This is a genomic window from Anoxybacillus kestanbolensis, assembly GCF_001996285.1.
GTDB classification, from domain to species: Bacteria; Bacillota; Bacilli; order Bacillales; family Anoxybacillaceae; genus Anoxybacillus; species Anoxybacillus kestanbolensis_A.
This window is the reverse complement of record NZ_MQAD01000019.1, coordinates 81700-96849: the sequence shown is the minus strand read 5'-3', so window position 1 is coordinate 96849 and position 15150 is coordinate 81700. Positions and strand designations below refer to the sequence as shown.

Sequence of the window (15150 nt, the reverse complement as noted above, 5' to 3'; positions counted from 1 at the left end):
AACGAGGCAAGCCTCGTTCTTTTATTTTAGAGAGGTAGATGGCATGACGCTCGCCCGTTGCGGCACGTCGTGCTCTTTTTTACTGCGCGTCGCTAATAGCACAAAATAGCTAAGCACACCGAACAAACATGAGATGAAAAACGCATGGGCTAGAGAGATGTATAAATTTAGTCCCGTAAAGACGACGAGCGCTCCTGTTACAACTTGGCAGGTGACGAGAACGAACGCAATCAGCCAGCCCCAATACATAATTGGCTGTTGTTTATATCGTTTCATCGCATATATCGTTGCTATGAAAATCCAAATAAATAATAATCCCGCGGCGAAGCGGTGACCCATTTGCACCCATTCATGTAGTTGGGTTGGGAACAACCTTGTTTGTGCGCAAAACGGCCAGCTCGGGCACGCTAAACTCGCTTGTTTATGGCGCACGAGCGCGCCTGTATATACGACGATATAGCAATACGCAATAATGCCGTAAATATGAAATTTCATCGTACGATCAAGCACGACGGATGCGGCATCAAATTTTTTATCGACTTCAAAAATAAACAACGTCAATAAAAAGACGGCCGCAAATGAAATGAGCGAAATGCCAAAATGAAGCGCTAGCACAACGTCCGATTGGCCCCATACGACCGCGGCAGCGCCGATCAACCCTTGTAAGACGAGAAAAACAAACGACACGATCGCCAAAAACTTCGTTTCACGAATATGACCGATCGCTTTCCAAGCCCAAATCGATAAAATCAATACCATCAATCCAACGACGCCAGAGACAACACGGTGGCTTAATTCGATAAGCAATTCTACCGTAATGTTGGATGGGATGAGCTGTCCGTGACAAAGCGGCCACGAACGACCGCACCCCATGCCTGAGCCTGTTTTTGTGACGAGCGCGCCGCCAATTAAGACGAAAAGCATGCCGATTGTTGTCGCTACTGCAAACCATTTTAAAAGCCGCTGCAATGTATTCACTTCCTTAATGCGAAATTTGATCTAGCAAATGCCTAGTAAAAACTGTATAATAAATGTGAAATACGTGTGAAAAATTCTACTCTCATATTAGCGGAAAATGTCGAAAAGCGCAAAGTTTTATTATTTTACAATATAGCAATCGTTGCAAATATGGTTGAATATTTGTGCGGAGTTTGCTAGAAATATAAATGCGGTGTTTTTTCAATGTTCTCATCGTAACAATATCATTTTGACACAAATTCGACACAATTAAGACAAAAAAAGTTCACAAATTGACGAAGAAATGTGTTTTAATATACAGAGACGACATATCGTTATCGTGTATAGATTGGAAACGCCTTCAAAGGCATAAGGGAGGAGTGGTGGCACATGGCGGATGTAGTCGAAGATGTCAAACCGACAAAGCTACAATCAGGCGTGTTCAAAGATGTATTAGCTGTTGTAAAAATTGGTATCGTGAACTCGAATTTAATTACGACATTTACGGGACTTTGGTTAGCCCTTCATTTTACCGGAAAAGGATTTTTAAGCAATTTGCATATCGTGTTTTTCGCGCTTATTGGATCCGCCCTCGTCATTGCAGGTTCGTGCGCATTAAATAACTTTATTGATCGCGACATCGATCACTTAATGGAGCGGACGAAAAATCGTCCGACGGTAAGCGGAAGCGTAGAGCCGAAGCGCGTACTCTGGTTCGGCATTCTTCTTGTCGCGGTCGGTACGATCAGTTTGCTTATGACGACTGTCACCGCCGCCATCATTGGATTAGTTGGCGTTGTGACGTACGTCTTTTTATATACGATGTGGTCTAAGCGAAGCAATACGTTCAATACGGTCATCGGGAGCATTTCAGGTGCTGTTCCGCCTGTGATCGGTTGGACGGCGGTCGATGACTCTTTCCATATCGTTCCTATTATTTTGTTTCTGCTTATGTTTTTATGGCAGCCGCCGCACTTTTTGGCGCTGGCGATGAAGCGATGTGAAGAATATCGCGCAGCGGGCATTCCGATGTTGCCGGTCGTTCACGGATTTGAAGTGACAAAGCGGCAAATCGTCGTTTGGATCGTGGCGCTTTTACCACTTCCATTTTACTTATTTTCATTAGGCGTTCCGTTTTTAGTGATTGCCACGTTGTTGAACGTCGGTTGGCTAGCGCTCGGACTAGCTGGTTTTAAAATGAAAGACGATATGAAATGGGCGAAATGGATGTTTATTTATTCGCTCAACTATTTAACGATTTTGTTTGTCACAATGGTGATCGTAACAATTGATTAAAGAGGTTTACAATTCTTTCTTTTTGTAAAGAAAGAATGTATATATTTCACTTTACTTCATAATCGAAAGAGGGGTTTGATTAGGCTATGAAAAAGTGGCTACGAAATTGGCGCTTGGTTTCTCTTATCTCCGCCATGGCGCTTTTGCTAGCTGGTTGCGGCAAGCCGTTTTTATCGACGCTTCAACCAGCAGGAGAAGTAGCTGACATGCAGTACGACCTTATGCTGCTCAGCACGGCCATCATGGTCATCGTCATTGCGGTTGTAACAATCATCTTCCTTTACGTTGTGACTCGCTTCCGTCGCCGTAAAGGGGAGGAAAACAAAATTCCAAAACAAGTGGAAGGAAGCCATACGCTTGAAATCATTTGGACAGTTATTCCGATTATTTTACTAATCATTCTAGCTGTTCCAACGGTTTTATACACGTTTAAGCTTGCGGATGTAAAACCGATGAACAAAAAAGAACGCGACGTCGTTGTCGTCAACGTTCGTGCGAACTTGTACTGGTGGGAGTTTGAGTACCCGGATTATGGCATTATTACTAGTCAAGACTTAGTTGTTCCAACAGGTGAACGCGTGTATTTCAATTTGAAAGCATCCGACGTCAAGCACTCGTTCTGGATTCCAGCGGCTGGAGGAAAAATGGATACAAATACAGATAATACAAACCAATTTTTCCTCACATTTGATGAAAAACGCGCCGAAGAGGCAGGGCGTCTATTTTACGGAAAATGTGCGGAGCTTTGCGGCCCGTCCCATGCATTGATGGACTTTAAAGTAAAGGCCATTCCTCGCGCTGAGTTTGATCAATGGGTAGAAAAAATGAAAAATGCACAGCCTGTTGCTTCAACAGATCCAGTTGTGCAACGGGGAGAAGAAATTTTCAACAAAAGCTGTATTGGCTGTCACGCGGTCACGCCGGTCGATGGTCGCCCTGAGCAAGCGCGCCTTGCGCCAAACTTAGCGGACTTTGCAGATCGTTCTCGCATTGCGGGTATTTTAGAACATAATGAAGAAAACTTAAAAGCTTGGTTAAAAGACCCAGAAAAAATTAAGCCAGGCAACAAAATGACAGGAACATATCCGTCATTATCTGACGAAGAGTTAGAAGCATTAACAAAATACTTAATGACATTGTCTGTTGAGTAAGGGGATTATTGATAAAGGGAGGTTAAACTGTGAGTACGTTAGCTCGAAAACAAGGTGTCGGCGCAGTCATTTGGGACTACTTAACGACAGTAGACCATAAAAAGATTGCGATTTTGTACTTAATCGCCGGTGGGTTTTTTTTCTTGCTCGGTGGTTTGGAAGCGATGATTATTCGCATTCAGCTCGCCGTACCAAACAACGACTTCATTAGTGCGGGCTTCTACAATGAAGTGTTAACGATGCACGGAACGACGATGATTTTCCTTGCGGCGATGCCGCTCGTGTTTGCGATGATGAACGCCGTTGTACCGATTCAAATCGGTGCGCGTGACGTTGCGTTCCCATTTTTAAATTCGCTCGGTTTTTGGTTATTTTTCTTCGGTGGTGTGTTTTTAAACTTATCGTGGTTTTTAGGTGGAGCACCAGATGCGGGTTGGACATCTTACGCATCGTTGTCGCTTGCATCACCAACACACGGGATCGACTTTTACGTATTAGGTTTACAAATTTCCGGTTTAGGAACGTTAATCGGTGGAATTAACTTCCTCGTCACGATTATCAACATGCGCGCACCGGGAATGACATATATGCGCATGCCGATGTTTACATGGGCGACGTTTGTCACATCTGCGCTTATTTTATTCGCGTTCCCACCATTAACAGTCGGTTTAATTTTCATGATGATGGATCGCTTGTTCGGTGGAAACTTCTTTGATCCAGCGCTTGGTGGAAATACGATCATTTGGGAGCACTTGTTCTGGATTTTCGGTCACCCAGAAGTATACATTCTCGTATTGCCAGCGTTCGGTATTTTCTCAGAAATTTTTGCGACGTTTTCACGTAAACGTTTATTCGGTTACTCTTCGATGGTATTTGCGACAGTATTAATCGGATTTTTAGGCTTCATGGTGTGGGCGCACCATATGTTTACGGTTGGTATGGGGCCAATTGCCAACGCGATCTTTGCAGTTGCAACGATGGCGATTGCCGTTCCTACAGGAATTAAAATTTTCAACTGGTTGTTTACGATGTGGGGCGGAAGCATTCGCTTTACAACGCCAATGATGTATGCCGTCGCGTTCATTCCATCGTTCGTTATCGGTGGGGTTACAGGGGTTATGAACGCTGCAGCAGCGGCAGACTATCAATATCACGATAGCTATTTCGTCGTTGCGCACTTCCACTACGTTATCGTCGGTGGGGTTGTTTTCGCGCTACTAGCAGGTGCTCACTACTGGTGGCCAAAAATGTTTGGTAAAATGTTAGATGAAAAATTAGGAAAAGTGACATTCTGGTTGTTCTTCACTGGTTTCCATTTAACATTCTTTATTCAACATTTCCTTGGCTTAATGGGAATGCCTCGTCGCGTATTCACATTCTTACCTGGTCAAGGATTTGAAACAGGAAACATGATTAGTACAGTCGGTGCATTTTTCATGGCAGCAGGTACAATCGTGTTATTAGCAAACGTTGTCATCACCACAGTAAAAGGAAAACGCGTTGGCAACGATCCGTGGGAAGATGGGCGTACGCTTGAATGGGCGGTACCTTCTCCATTGCCAGAATACAACTTTGCGCAAACGCCACTTGTGCGCGGATTAGATGCATATTGGATTGAAAAGATGGAAGGCAAAAAAGGCTTAACGCCAGCAGAGCCGCTTGGCGATATTCATATGCCAAACCCTACAATTTTGCCGTTCGTTATGTCGTTAGGTCTATTCATTTCAGCGTTAGGCTTCTTATTCCATAACGACTACGGTTGGGGATTACCTGTTGGTATTATCGGGTTACTGATCACGCTAGTTGCCATGTTCTTCCGTTCAATTATTGATGACCACGGCTTCCACATTCCTAAAGAAGAAGTAATGGAAGCAGAGAAAAAGGGGGCTGGGGCATAATGCATGTGGAAGAAAAATTAACGCCGGAGACGTTCCCGGCAGAGCCAGAAAAAGCAACCCTCGAAGGGAAAAATAAGTTTTTAGGTTTTTGGTTTTTCCTCGGTGGAGAGACGGTATTGTTCGCCTCTCTCTTCGCCACATATTTGGCGTTAAAAGACTCTGTGGCAGGAGGACCATCTGGAAAAGAACTGTTCCAAATGCCGATCGTCTTTTTAGCGACGATGTTGCTTTTAACGAGCAGTTTAACGAGCGTATATGCAATGCATCATATGCGCAACTTCGACTTCAAAAAAATGCAGCTTTGGCTCGGCATTACCGTATTGCTCGGCGCAGCCTTTTTAGCGCTTGAAATTTACGAGTTTACAGAGTACGTACATGAAGGATTTAAATTTTCAACAAGTGCGTTTTCTTCAGCGTTTTATACGCTTGTCGGAACACATGGTGTCCACGTGGCGTTCGGTTTGCTTTGGATTGTTACACTAATGGTTCGTAACGCGAAACGTGGGTTAAACTTATATAATGCACCGAAGTTTTATGTTGCGAGCTTATATTGGCACTTTATCGACGTCGTTTGGGTGTTCATTTTCACGGTCGTATACTTAATGGGAATGGTGGGGTGATTGTATGGCAAATCATACACATGTACAAAACCCAAAAGTAGATGTACAATATCGCCGCAAAAAGAACGCGGAAGAAATGAAACATCAAATCATTTCGTTTACGTTAATGATCTTTTTAACGCTTATCGCCTTTTTTGCGGTTGGATATGAAGGATTTTCTGCTTGGTTTTCTGTACCGTTCATTTTATTGTTAGCGGTCGTGCAAGTCATTTTCCAGCTATATTACTTCATGCATATGAGCCATAAAGGGCATGAACTTCCAGCGCTTTTCTTGTACGGCGGGGTAGCCGTGGCGTTTATTACGATTTGGGCGTTTTTAACAATCGTCTGGATTTAAGAAGCTAGCATTGGCTAGCTTCTTTTCTTTTCACGTTTGTTATGTTTGTAGTATAATAAAGTTGGAGAAAAAGCGAGGTGAGTATGATGCCGTTAAGTATATTCGGTTTTGAAGCGATGTGGAGTCCGTACTTTTTCGTTTCTTTAGTCGCTGTAACGATCGTTTATTTTTGGCTCGTAAACCGTTCAAAACAGCCGACGACGACGAAACAAAAAACGTTGTTTGTGACTGCGATTGTTTTGCTTTATATTTGTAAAGGTTCTCCTGTCGATTTGTTAGGTCATTTAATGTTTAGTGCGCATATGACGCAAATGGCTGTTCTTTATTTAATCGTTCCACCACTTCTTATTAAAGGTATTCCTTCATGGATGTTTGAAGCAGTATTACGCATTCGAATGATTCGTTCCATTGTTGCTTTTACTACGAAGCCGCTCATTGCATTGTTTTTGTTTAATGGTACATTTTCGTTATACCATGTGCCATTTATTTTCGATGCCGTGAAAACGAATATGTGGCTTCACGCGCTCATGACGACAGCTATTTTTATTGCGGCAATGATGATGTGGTGGCCACTTGTGAACGACGTTCATGGTTTTCCGAGATTATCGGGTGTGAAAAAAGTTGGTTATATTTTCGCTGATGGTGTATTGCTTACACCTGCTTGTGCGCTTATTATTTTCGCCGATACACCGTTGTATGCCACATATTACGATCCAGCTGCTTGGATGAACGCGTTAGCGCTTTGTGTGCCGCAAACGACATTAGCGTCACTTGAATTGAGCGGACCGGAAATGTTTAGCTCGATGTCTCTGTTACACGATCAACAGCTCGGTGGCGTTTTAATGAAAATTATTCAAGAAATTGTGTATGGGGTTATGTTATTTTTCATTTTTATTGAATGGTATCGAAAAGAAAGAGATGAAGAACACGTCGCTGTTCAGACGACAAAATGATCAAATAGGAGAGGGAATACGATGGGTTCGTTACCGATTTTACCTACGATTAGTACAAGCTTTATTGTCGTTAGTGCCATTCTTGTTGCGGTTGGCTGGTATTTCATTCGACAAAAGCAAGTGAAAAAGCATGAAAAAACGATGTGGCTTGCCGCAGCTTTTGCACTAGCATTTTTCATCATTTATTTATCACGTACGATTTTCATTGGAAATACAAGCTTTGGTGGGCCGGATCATTTGAAAATTTACTACACACTCTTTTTATTTTTTCACATTTTTTTAGCGACTGCCGGTGCTGTATTTGGCATCGTGACGTTGCTATCTGCAGTGAAAAAAAATTGGGTACGCCATAAAAAAATTGGTCCGATAACAAGCATCGTTTGGTTTTTCACCGCGACAACAGGCGTTGTTGTGTATTTGTTGTTATACGTCTTTTACCGCGGCGGTGAAACGACATCGGTCATTAAAGCGATTTTAGGATTTTAAAAAGAGGGTGACAGTTCACCCTCTTTTACAATTTAAAGTTAAATTTAATGATGCCTGCTTCTTTCGCTGATTTTAGGGCGATGAGTAAAAGCGGGAATAAAATAAGCCCGAGTGCCCCCATCATTTTCACACCTAAATACATGGAAATAAGCGTTGCAAGCGGCGATAAACCGATATGCGCCCCCATGACTTTTGGCTCAATTGTTCGACGTAAAATAAGCAAAATGACGCCGAGAATCGATAGTTTAGTTGCTAGTACTGTATCGCCTGTAACAAAGTGGAAAATGGCCCAAGGTGCCATAATGACGATCGAACCGATAATTGGAATAAAGTCAATCACCCAAATAATAAAAGCAGTAAATAACGCAACTTTCGGTGTAATTAATAACAATCCGACTAACGAAACGGCAAAAATAATTAAACTCACGAGAAATTGCGCTTTCCAAAAACCGAATACGACATACGATAGACGCGACAACATAAAATGCACTTTTTCTTTCGTTTCTTCTGTTAAATGTGAAAAAATCGCTTCGCGTATTTTCGGTAAGTCATGCATAAATAAAAATAAAGTAATTAAATACACGAGAAAGTTAATTAAAAACGTTGGAACATTCGCCACGAGCGCACTCACTTTATGAAAGCTGAGCGAAGCCGTTAGTTGCGTCTTTAACTTTGTTAAAAATAAATCGACTTGATGGCTCAGTTCCGCTACAACGAACGGCGGCAATTTTTCCGTCTGCTTGTACCAGCGTGCAACAAGCTCGTTCCAACCTGCGATCATTTCATTTAAGTATAGTGGTGAATGTCTAAAAAAATGAAACGCTTCCGTCACAATTTTTGTAATAATAAAATAGCCGCTCAAAAACATAAATAACGTAAATAAGCTAAATACAAGAAGCGTGGCGGACTGCCGTTTGAACCCGATCCGCTGTTGTGCCACTTTGACGGCAGGCTCTAAAAAAATAGCTGTAATAAACGCAAATAAAATCGGAACAGCAATTGGAGCGACCCAGTATGTCAATAAGACGATCGCAAGTAAAATAAGGACCATGTATACGGACCGCTTTGGAATTTTCTCAAACAACGAAACGACACCTGCTTTCATTTCATAAATCTTATGGAGGATGTATATGCATAAACCTATTATAACGATTGCTGCAATGAGTGTACAACTATTTGATGATGTCATATTAGAAGAAACGAAAGTATATGCCCTGCATAACGGACTGACGATTCATATGACCGTCTCTTTCAAAGTGTGCGATCATATGCTCACCTTATGTGAACGTATTCAAAAACAAGTGATCGATGACATATACGACATGACAGGAAAAGAGGTTGTTTCTGTTCACCTGTACGTCCGTCGTCTCGTTGACGGAAAAAACGCATGAGCGCGCTCATGCGTTTATAGTTGCAAGACCTTCTTTCACTTTTGCTAAAAGAGCTTCACATTGGTTTACTAATGATGAAGGGAAGTTCTCTCCCTCACCATATTCGACACCATGTGGATAATAATGCTTGCCAAGCAACGGCTTCATCAGTTTAATGACCGCATGGCGACCACCAACGTCTCCTTCAATCGCATAACCTTGCACACGTAAATAAAAGACGTCATTTTTAATTTCAAATTTGCGGTCATATGTGACACGATCGTAATCCCATTGACCGGCACGTACGAAGCCGAGGCTTTCCATTAAGTCATCTAAACGTGTTAATGGCGCTGTTTGATTTTCAATACCTGTATTTTCGAAGCGCATCGTTTAAGTCCCCCTTATGTAAAATAAAACATTCCTCCATTAATAATAGTACGAAAGCGCATAACTTTCAATGACGAGCTTTATAATTGTTCCGATTTTGGTGAAACTAATGTACGAAAGGAGAGATGCACATGCCAAAAGTAAAAGAAATGATGACAACAGAAGTCGAATGTTGTACACCGCTAGATAATATGTACGAAGCAGCGGTAAAAATGCGCGATTATAACGTCGGCGCTATTCCGATTACAGATGGAAATCGTCTCATCGGCATTGTGACGGACCGCGATTTAGTCATACGCGGTATCGCAGAAAAGAAACCAGGTTCAACAGCGGTGACAGAAGTGATGAGCGAACAGCTCGTGACGATTTCACCAAACGCGTCCGTAGAGGAAGCGGCTCGGTTGATGGCAAAACATCAAATTCGTCGTTTGCCTGTTGTCGAAGGCGAGACGTTAGTTGGCATGATGTCGCTTGGCGACTTAGCGATTCATGAAGCAAGCGACGAACAAGCAGGGGAAGCGTTATCTGAAATCTCACAATATCACTAAGCACGAAGGCTATGTTTTTTGCATAGCCTTTATTTTTTAGTGTTGCAATGTAGACAAGCTGTATATAATGGAAGTACATACAATAGCTAAGGGAGAATGATGAATGCGTTGGATCATTGCTCTAATTACGATCTTTATTTTTATTTTTTCTTTTTTCCCAACAGATGAACAAGCCCCTTTAAACGATACATCGATCATGAGTGAACAAACGAGCGAGAAAACTGTTGTACAAGGGCTTGGTACATGGATTGGAAAAACAGAAGAAGAAGTGAAACAAACATTCGGACAACCAGCACGTATCGATCCGTCCGCTTACGGTTACGTATGGTGGGTATATAACGACCCGAAAACGTATATGCAAATCGGTATTGTTGACGGACGGGTTGTCACAATTTATGCATGTGGACCGGAAGTCAACGTTGCCCCGTTTCAGTTCGATCGCTCGATTAACGAGCTATTACAAACGATGCCGCTTCACGATACAATTCATGTGCAACTGGACGATGGGGTATATCGCTTTCAACTGACAGAAGAAGATTTACTCATTCAACCGCTTCTTTCGTTTGACGACGTTTACGTACAATTGTATATTGATCGTTTTACCGGCAAATTATCAAGCATTCGCTGGGTCGACGGAGAAACGTTAGTGAAGCTTCGTCCATATGAACTTGAATATCGCGGTCCGTTACCGAGCATAGAAATGGATGAAACGCTCGAAAAACAAGTCGAGCAAGCAAATGCACAACAAATTTTTGAGATTACAAACGTCATGCGCATTCGTCACGGTGTTCCACCGCTTAAATGGGATGAGCGCGTGGCGGAAGTGGCGTACGGACATAGTAAAGATATGGCAGGAAATGATTTTTTTGCGCACGAATCGCCAACGAACGGAGATTTACAACAGCGGTTGACGAAAGCAAACGTTCGTTTTGAATTAGCGGGAGAAAATATCGCCTCGGAATATGTCGATGGACCGGCGGTTGTCGAAGCGTGGCTTAACAGCCGTAGTCATCGGCAAACGTTGTTAAATGCTGAGTTGACGCATTTAGGCGTTGGTGTATATAAACGTCATTATACGCAAAACTTTATTCGTCCTTTTTCTGAGCCAAAATAGGCGCACGCATTGGCTGTTCGGTCGTAATATATGATAGGCAAACAAACAAGGAAGGAGCGACCGATATGTCCATCGAACAATTTAAACAGTTTGTGAAAAACCATCCGAAACTGATTGAAGAGGTGCGCCAAGGGAAAAAGACGTGGAAAGAGTTATATAACGATTGGTATGTGTTTGGCGAAGACGATGACATGTGGGACGAATATCGCTCAAGCGATGTCAAACAAGATCAAGGGGATTTGATGCAAAAGCTAGCCAGTTACGTCAAACACCTTGATGTTAATGAACTTCAAACGTACATTACAAACGTTCAACAAGCGATTGCATCCATCCAAGAAGTCGTCCGCCAAATGCAACAGACGAAAAAAGATCCGTTTTCGTTTCGAAAAGATTAAGGAGATAGGCGATGAGAAAAGACGTATACGAATACATTGTAGCGAAGCCAAAGCTTCATCAATTTTTACGCGAGCAACCGATATGGTATCGCCGGCTAGCAAGACGCCCGCTGGATATAAAAGAGATGGAAAAACAAATGCGTCACTATTATAAACAAACGTTGCCGCATAAAGTCGAACAAGTCGTTCAAACGATCGAAATGGCAAACATGATGATGGCGATGATGAAACTGATGAAGGACACTCATAATTAAGCGAGAAACGCAAACACTATCACTATGAAAGGATGGTGAAAGTGTTGCGCTTCTTTTTTTTATGTATTGCGCTTTTGTTTTCTACGTATGTTCATCATGACAGCACAATCGTTTTTGCTGAGCAAAAACAAACGTTATTTGTGAAACATCTCGTCAAAGGAAATAACGTATTTGTCGAATGTATTGTCGATCAGTTTACGTTTACAAAAGGAACGCATCCGAAAAAAGACGGACAAGGACGCATATATATTTACGTGAACGGGAAACGAGTGGGCGAAACGACAACGGCGGCTTTTGTTATTCGTGGGTTGCCTGTTGGAAAACATGTGATTCGGTTGGAACTTGTCCATAACGATGCAAGTAAATATAACATCTCACATGAATTTACGGTGACGATTTCATAAGTCTGGGGCAACCAGACTTATTTGTTTTGTTGGCGAAATCATGTTATGATACCGTTGTGGAGGTGTTGCTCGTGATTGTAGCAACGATCGAACGATTACAGTTGTTAGACTTTGCTGAAGAGCTTGGCAAAATGATTGTCGAATCAGACGTGGCGGAGGAATACCGTCGCTGTTTTTATCATATGCAACAAGATGAAAAAGCGCAGCAACTTATTCGCCGATTCGTTCAGCTAAAAGAACGGTACGAAGAGGTGCAGCGTTTTGGCAAATATCATCCAGACTACAAAGAAGTCACAAAGCAAGTGCGTGAGGCAAAACGTGAACTGGATTTATACGGTCCGATTGCCGCGTTTAAACAAGCAGAAAAAGACATGCAGTCGCTGTTAGATGAAATTAGTACGATGATCGGTCGAGCCGTATCTGAAAACATTAAAGTGCCGACAGGAAATCCGTATTTCGATTCTTTATCTTGCGGTGGAGGATGCGGATCTGGTGGCGCGTGTGGCTGTCGGACGAAGTGAAAAAGGGGGATGGGATTTTTATGTTTCCAATGCGTCAAGGCATTATCGTTTGGCTGTATTCGTTAAAACATAGTAAACAGTTGCGGAAATACGGAAACGTTCATTACGTATCGAAACGGTTAAAATACGCCGTTTTATATTGCAATATGGACGAAGCAGAAGAGACGATGCGAAAACTCGCTTCGCTTCCGTTTGTTAAACGCGTCGAACCTTCATATCGCCCGTATGTGAAAGTTGAATTCGAATCAAAAGCAGACAAAGAGAGAGAATACGAATACGGCATATAAAAAAAGGATGTCAATCGCTGACATCCTTTTCGCTTTTCTTACTGTAGTGGCGGAATAAATCGATTCATGCGCATAATGCCGATTAAATGCTGATAGTACAATTGTAAGTCCGCAAAAAAGTTAGACGGTTTGACGTCCAAATGAATGATTTCTTGATTCAGTTCCTTCGCTAAATCGAGGAACAACTCATATCGTTTTGTCACTTTCACAGACGGGTGTGGAATGCCTTCACGGCAAATGTATAGCGGTTGAAAGTCGCCAGGATCTGTCGGATGAAGCACGACGACGAACGACGTGAGCGCCTTGCCATCTTTCATCGTATGAAAAGCAAACAAACCCGATAAACGATGACGGTTTGATTTCGCAATTTCAATTAACTCATAAATGTCAGAATATCCTTCCCCTAATTCAATAAAACGTTGAATCATCACCATTCCCTCACTTTATGTTGTATTCCCTCATTTACTTTAACACGTTCAACTTTTTTCGACAATTAGTGAAAACGGTGTATGACAATGCAGCGAAATTTTGCTATTGTTATAATATAAACTGCTGAATGAGGAGCTATCGTATGTGGAAAGTAACTTTTATTTCAATGCTCCTTTTCCTTGGCGTTAGCGCAGGAGCTTTATATTACCAATGGGACGAATATCATACGGAAGCGACGAAACAATCAGTGTTGCAACATGATATTGAAGCAACATTTACTGGAAAAACGATCGAAGTCGTTCATCATATACGCGGTGCGGTTGCTGACACATATGAAGTGACGGTGCCAAAAGAAGTGACAAACATTTCTTGTGCGAAGAAAAAAACGTGCGTCGAACAAAAAAATGGGAAAACGATCGTCGACGCATCGAAAACAAATACACTTTCGCTCACTTATCGCGTGTCGATTGTTCCAAAAGAACCGCTTTTCATTCAACAATGGCTCGTTTATTTTCATACGACACAGCCGCAACAAACGAACGTATCGCTCACCGATGTTGTTCATCCGAAAGGGGTATGGGCAGCAGACGGAAAGCTCGTTGGTTACGTCTATAAACCGTCTTTTTCTTTTTTCATGTGGGAGAAAAAAGGCGGACAAACCGTTCCGCTTTATTTTCAATCGCAACCGTTGCAGCCAACGTTTAACGGTGATTTAGTCATATACGCGACAAAACCGCTTCACGAAACAGCGTTATCGTTTTGGAAAGAAAGCGATGTGCAAACGTTAATTGTTACTTCATCGCGTCTGCAATATATGACGCCGACGTTCGTCATTATCTCGGATACAGCTTCCGTTTCTGACACACAGCGCGCTTACGTTCGCGTGCAGTTACAGCATCGGTTTCCAAATAGCACTGTTCCCGATTGGATATGGGACTTGCTCGTTTCATATATGACGAAAACGGAGCCGATGACAAAAAGAGCGAAACTTGTTTTTCAGCAATTGCAACAAACGTTAACGAAAGAACAACAACAAACGTTTTGGACGCTAGTCACTAAAAATGACGGTCAGCCGTTGACGTTGAAAAAATTAGACGAATGGCTAGGCGAAGCGTACGAAGGAAACACGACATTTTTTCAAAACGAGGAACCATACATGACGTTTACAGAGCGAAAAATGCTCGTCGTCAATGACGTGAAATTGCCAAACGCTCACGTTTTATTAAAAGACGATCAACAACTGTTTCCGTTTATTCCGATTATGCGCACGCTCGGCTATACTGTTCAACGTTCGGGAGAAGCGGTATTTATTGAAAAAGGGAATGCTCGTTGGCGATTTTTTACAAACAGCACAAATGCAGTCATTCGAGAATGGAACGGGACGCTATACATTGAACGGACGGAATTTCCGAAATGGTTTTCCGTCTACATTAGCGAAACGGCTGAAGAAATACACGTGGTTGGTCAGTAAGGCAAAAAAAATGCCCTGTGGCATATGCCGCAGGGTCCCTTCCATTCTTTTTCGAACAAGCCGAAAAAGAGAAGGAAAAAAGGGAGAGGAGAAACCGGAGGAAGAACTTATGGGGAACGTAAGTCTTCTCCGTGGTTGGCAACAACATCATTAACGATGTTGTTACTAACAGTATGACCATTGTTTCGCATTGTATACATCCCCATCATTTTTTTCCTTACAATGATTGTCCATTTCGTCGGTTATGCTATGATCATAAAAGCGAGGTGAAA

The 15150-nt window shown here is 42.3% G+C and carries 20 protein-coding genes; 16 read left to right on the top strand and 4 right to left on the bottom strand.

What is annotated here, in order from left to right:
- Positions 1-21 precede the first annotated feature (21 nt).
- The gene (locus tag BO219_RS10700; RefSeq protein WP_198936685.1) at positions 22-969 is read right to left on the bottom strand and encodes a COX15/CtaA family protein; all 948 of its coding nucleotides are present in this window, start codon (positions 967-969) and stop codon (positions 22-24) included.
- A 378-nt stretch (positions 970-1347) separates the two neighbouring features.
- On the opposite strand from BO219_RS10700, the gene cyoE reads away from it, so the two are divergent.
- From cyoE to BO219_RS10665, 7 genes are all read left to right on the top strand, one after another.
- Complete coding sequence (cyoE, locus tag BO219_RS10695; RefSeq protein WP_077429523.1) at positions 1348-2253, top strand: heme o synthase; 906 nt, start codon at positions 1348-1350, stop codon at positions 2251-2253.
- A gap of 86 nt (positions 2254-2339) precedes the next feature.
- Positions 2340-3404 carry a cytochrome c oxidase subunit II gene (gene coxB, locus BO219_RS10690; protein ID WP_077429522.1) on the top strand — a complete coding sequence of 355 codons (1065 nt, stop codon included), beginning with the start codon at positions 2340-2342 and terminating at the stop codon, positions 3402-3404.
- A gap of 29 nt (positions 3405-3433) precedes the next feature.
- Entirely contained in the window at positions 3434-5302 is a 1869-nt protein-coding gene (ctaD, locus tag BO219_RS10685; protein ID WP_077429521.1) for a cytochrome c oxidase subunit I, read from the top strand.
- A complete protein-coding gene (locus BO219_RS10680) occupies positions 5302-5922 on the top strand; it encodes a cytochrome (ubi)quinol oxidase subunit III (RefSeq protein WP_077429520.1) in 621 nt (206 codons plus the stop codon). Before ctaD ends, BO219_RS10680 begins: the two co-directional genes overlap by 1 nt.
- Positions 5923-5926: 4 nt before the next feature.
- Entirely contained in the window at positions 5927-6259 is a 333-nt protein-coding gene (gene ctaF / locus BO219_RS10675; protein ID WP_077429519.1) for a cytochrome c oxidase subunit IVB, read from the top strand.
- A gap of 83 nt (positions 6260-6342) precedes the next feature.
- On the top strand, positions 6343-7212 hold the full coding sequence (gene ctaG / locus BO219_RS10670) for a cytochrome c oxidase assembly factor CtaG (RefSeq protein ID WP_077429518.1): 870 nt from the start codon (positions 6343-6345) through the stop codon (positions 7210-7212).
- Positions 7213-7233: 21 nt separating this feature from the next.
- A complete protein-coding gene (locus tag BO219_RS10665; RefSeq protein WP_077429517.1) occupies positions 7234-7698 on the top strand; it encodes a DUF420 domain-containing protein in 465 nt (154 codons plus the stop codon).
- Between the two features lie 25 nt (positions 7699-7723).
- On the opposite strand, the gene ytvI is transcribed toward BO219_RS10665, so the two are convergent.
- Complete coding sequence (gene ytvI, locus BO219_RS10660) at positions 7724-8803, bottom strand: sporulation integral membrane protein YtvI (RefSeq protein ID WP_077429516.1); 1080 nt, start codon at positions 8801-8803, stop codon at positions 7724-7726.
- A 25-nt stretch (positions 8804-8828) separates the two neighbouring features.
- Between ytvI and BO219_RS10655 the strand changes: the two genes are divergently transcribed.
- The gene (locus tag BO219_RS10655) at positions 8829-9089 is read left to right on the top strand and encodes a hypothetical protein (RefSeq protein WP_077429515.1); all 261 of its coding nucleotides are present in this window, start codon (positions 8829-8831) and stop codon (positions 9087-9089) included.
- A 6-nt stretch (positions 9090-9095) separates the two neighbouring features.
- Here the strand turns inward: BO219_RS10655 and BO219_RS10650 are convergent, their stop codons facing one another.
- Entirely contained in the window at positions 9096-9455 is a 360-nt protein-coding gene (locus BO219_RS10650; protein ID WP_077429514.1) for a YugN family protein, read from the bottom strand.
- A gap of 131 nt (positions 9456-9586) precedes the next feature.
- Between BO219_RS10650 and BO219_RS10645 the strand changes: the two genes are divergently transcribed.
- The 7 genes from BO219_RS10645 to BO219_RS10615 all read left to right on the top strand — a co-directional run bounded on the left by BO219_RS10645 (position 9587) and on the right by BO219_RS10615 (position 12978).
- Positions 9587-10003 (top strand): CBS domain-containing protein, encoded by a 417-nt coding sequence (locus BO219_RS10645; RefSeq protein WP_077429513.1) that lies wholly within the window; start codon positions 9587-9589, stop codon positions 10001-10003.
- A 103-nt stretch (positions 10004-10106) separates the two neighbouring features.
- Positions 10107-11117: a CAP domain-containing protein gene (locus BO219_RS10640; RefSeq protein WP_077429512.1), complete on the top strand. Its 1011-nt coding sequence runs from the start codon at positions 10107-10109 to the stop codon at positions 11115-11117.
- Between the two features lie 65 nt (positions 11118-11182).
- Positions 11183-11512, top strand: coding sequence for a YlbD family protein (locus BO219_RS10635; RefSeq protein ID WP_077429511.1), 330 nt, complete (start codon positions 11183-11185; stop codon positions 11510-11512).
- An 11-nt stretch (positions 11513-11523) separates the two neighbouring features.
- Positions 11524-11766 carry a YlbE-like family protein gene (locus BO219_RS10630; RefSeq protein WP_077429510.1) on the top strand — a complete coding sequence of 81 codons (243 nt, stop codon included), beginning with the start codon at positions 11524-11526 and terminating at the stop codon, positions 11764-11766.
- Positions 11767-11801: 35 nt separating this feature from the next.
- A complete protein-coding gene (locus BO219_RS10625; RefSeq protein WP_077429509.1) occupies positions 11802-12170 on the top strand; it encodes a hypothetical protein in 369 nt (122 codons plus the stop codon).
- A 71-nt stretch (positions 12171-12241) separates the two neighbouring features.
- Positions 12242-12691 carry a YlbF/YmcA family competence regulator gene (locus BO219_RS10620; protein ID WP_035020289.1) on the top strand — a complete coding sequence of 150 codons (450 nt, stop codon included), beginning with the start codon at positions 12242-12244 and terminating at the stop codon, positions 12689-12691.
- A gap of 20 nt (positions 12692-12711) precedes the next feature.
- Positions 12712-12978, top strand: a complete 267-nt coding sequence (locus tag BO219_RS10615; protein ID WP_004891246.1) for a YlbG family protein — start codon at positions 12712-12714, stop codon at positions 12976-12978.
- A 38-nt stretch (positions 12979-13016) separates the two neighbouring features.
- On the opposite strand, the gene BO219_RS10610 is transcribed toward BO219_RS10615, so the two are convergent.
- Positions 13017-13406: a DUF7147 family protein gene (locus tag BO219_RS10610; RefSeq protein WP_004891245.1), complete on the bottom strand. Its 390-nt coding sequence runs from the start codon at positions 13404-13406 to the stop codon at positions 13017-13019.
- A gap of 143 nt (positions 13407-13549) precedes the next feature.
- Here BO219_RS10610 and BO219_RS10605 point away from each other — a divergent pair, with 143 nt between their 5' ends.
- Positions 13550-14878 carry a hypothetical protein gene (locus BO219_RS10605; RefSeq protein WP_077429508.1) on the top strand — a complete coding sequence of 443 codons (1329 nt, stop codon included), beginning with the start codon at positions 13550-13552 and terminating at the stop codon, positions 14876-14878.
- Positions 14879-15150 lie beyond the last annotated feature (272 nt).

Excerpts from the sequence above, each read along its gene's own strand:
- cyoE (WP_077429523.1), top strand. The coding sequence starts at position 1,348 with ATGGCGGATGTAGTCGAAGATGTCAAACCGACAAAGCTACAATCAGGC.
- coxB (WP_077429522.1), top strand. The coding sequence starts at position 2,340 with ATGAAAAAGTGGCTACGAAATTGGCGCTTGGTTTCTCTTATCTCCGCC.
- BO219_RS10680 (WP_077429520.1), top strand. The coding sequence starts at position 5,302 with ATGCATGTGGAAGAAAAATTAACGCCGGAGACGTTCCCGGCAGAGCCA.
- ctaF (WP_077429519.1), top strand. The coding sequence starts at position 5,927 with ATGGCAAATCATACACATGTACAAAACCCAAAAGTAGATGTACAATAT.
- ctaG (WP_077429518.1), top strand. The coding sequence starts at position 6,343 with ATGATGCCGTTAAGTATATTCGGTTTTGAAGCGATGTGGAGTCCGTAC.
- BO219_RS10665 (WP_077429517.1), top strand. The coding sequence starts at position 7,234 with ATGGGTTCGTTACCGATTTTACCTACGATTAGTACAAGCTTTATTGTC.
- ytvI (WP_077429516.1), bottom strand. The coding sequence starts at position 8,803 with ATGAAAGCAGGTGTCGTTTCGTTGTTTGAGAAAATTCCAAAGCGGTCC.
- BO219_RS10655 (WP_077429515.1), top strand. The coding sequence starts at position 8,829 with ATGCATAAACCTATTATAACGATTGCTGCAATGAGTGTACAACTATTT.
- BO219_RS10650 (WP_077429514.1), bottom strand. The coding sequence starts at position 9,455 with ATGCGCTTCGAAAATACAGGTATTGAAAATCAAACAGCGCCATTAACA.
- BO219_RS10645 (WP_077429513.1), top strand. The coding sequence starts at position 9,587 with ATGCCAAAAGTAAAAGAAATGATGACAACAGAAGTCGAATGTTGTACA.
- BO219_RS10640 (WP_077429512.1), top strand. The coding sequence starts at position 10,107 with ATGCGTTGGATCATTGCTCTAATTACGATCTTTATTTTTATTTTTTCT.
- BO219_RS10635 (WP_077429511.1), top strand. The coding sequence starts at position 11,183 with ATGTCCATCGAACAATTTAAACAGTTTGTGAAAAACCATCCGAAACTG.
- BO219_RS10630 (WP_077429510.1), top strand. The coding sequence starts at position 11,524 with ATGAGAAAAGACGTATACGAATACATTGTAGCGAAGCCAAAGCTTCAT.
- BO219_RS10615 (WP_004891246.1), top strand. The coding sequence starts at position 12,712 with ATGTTTCCAATGCGTCAAGGCATTATCGTTTGGCTGTATTCGTTAAAA.
- BO219_RS10610 (WP_004891245.1), bottom strand. The coding sequence starts at position 13,406 with ATGATTCAACGTTTTATTGAATTAGGGGAAGGATATTCTGACATTTAT.
- BO219_RS10605 (WP_077429508.1), top strand. The coding sequence starts at position 13,550 with ATGTGGAAAGTAACTTTTATTTCAATGCTCCTTTTCCTTGGCGTTAGC.